We start from the raw sequence: 1,584 nt of genomic DNA, 5'->3' as shown, positions 1-1,584 counted from the left end.
ATTTTAGCTGCGGCAAATGCTACGTTCTGCCCTTCCCTTACTGTGTGCCACACGTCCTGAACTTTCTGAGACGCCTTGCCAAATACCAAAGTACGACTTATGTCGCTTTGGTAACCGTGCACACTGCAACCGCTGTCTAGCAAGATCACCGAACCTTCTTTGATAGTTTGTGCTGCATTTGTGCCATGAGGATAAGCACTTGCATCGTTAAACAGCGCCAAACACCATGTACCGCTGCCGCCTAAGTGCTGCTGTGCGGTGTTCATCAAACTTTTTACATCCTGCTGACTCATGCCAAGCTTTAGGTTACTAAAAACAAACTCGTAAGCACGTAGAGTAACTTCATTGGCCTTATGCATAAGTGCCAGTTCACTCGCAGTTTTATACATGCGACAACCCAGTGTAATTGGCTCGGCGGGAACGATATTAATGTTTGGCAGCGCTCGGCTGACTCCAGTAACTACAAAGTAGCGTACGCTGCTTTCAAAGCCGATATTGCCGCTTGTTATACCGCGCGATTTTAAAATATTGGCTACGACATCAAACGGGCTTTCATGCTCTTGCCACACTCTTACATCATCGCCTATAGCTAACGACTCAAGCACACTTGGCTTTTCGAAAAATGGCGTTACCACCGCCATGTCACCTTTTTGAGGGATAACCAGCGCGGTCAAGCGCTCACTACGCCACCATTTAATCCCCGAAAAATAATCCATAGCTGCGCCAGGCTCGACCAGAATCGCCGCAATGTCTTGGGCTTTCATAAGCGACTGCGCTTTTTCAATACGCGCTTTGCGTTCTTCTACGGTAATCGGCTTCGCATTTGCGGTGATATCACTTAGCCCGCTTAAACCGTTAATGTCTGTTGTATTGGTTTGATTAATTGCAGCCATAGAAGCCACAGGAGCAAGCGCAAAGCTAGCGCCCGCTAATTTCAAGAAATGTCGCTTATCCATGTTCCCTTCCTGTCGTTTTAATTAAGGTTGTTTAGCACTTTTTTGTTTTATGAAAATAACATTCAATTGATTTTGTACTAAAAACTTCAGTGTTTAATATTGTCATTACTTTATGCCCACATAACAAAGATTGCGGCAAGCCCAATAAGAAGTAAGCCAGCAATTTCGCGTTTTGTGACTGCATTTTTTAGCCAGTAATGTGAAAGTATCAAGGTAAGTAACACCTCTAACTGCCCAAGCGTTTTTACTAGCGCCACATGTTGCAATGCCATAGCGGTGAACCAACAAATTGAGCCCAAACAGCTTACCGTGCTAATCGCTAGCACCTGCTTTTTAGCGTTGGTTAGCTGTCTGAACACGAAGGGTTTAGTTAGCGCAATATAACCACTTAAACTTATCGTTTGTACACACAGTACCCATAACAACACCCAAGCAGCAGCCACCGTATGCTGAACATTTAGCATATGACTTGCCTCGCGCACCAACAGTGATGTCAGCGCAAAACAGGTACCGCAAGCATGACCTGTAACCATGGTTTTCACACTAATGCCATGGAGCCGATTGCCACTGCTTAACACAAATACTGCTATTGCGCCTACTAGTATGCCTGTCTCTCTTATACACATCT

The 1,584-nt window shown here is 45.1% G+C and carries 2 protein-coding genes; both read right to left on the bottom strand.

Annotated features, from left to right (window positions below; genetic code table 11):
- A partial coding sequence (locus QVA83_RS07570; RefSeq protein WP_287498297.1) for a M24 family metallopeptidase occupies positions 1 to 956 on the bottom strand: 956 nt, incomplete at its 3' end.
- 110 nt (positions 957 to 1,066) lie between these two features.
- Positions 1,067 to 1,584 (bottom strand): EamA family transporter (locus QVA83_RS07565; RefSeq protein WP_353844102.1); only part of this gene is annotated, 518 nt, incomplete at its 5' end.

Origin of the sequence: Alteromonas sp. AO-Serp (genome assembly GCF_017849675.1) — a bacterium.
Lineage (GTDB): Bacteria > Pseudomonadota > Gammaproteobacteria > Enterobacterales > Alteromonadaceae > Alteromonas > Alteromonas macleodii.
This window is presented reverse-complemented; position numbering and strand designations above follow the sequence as displayed.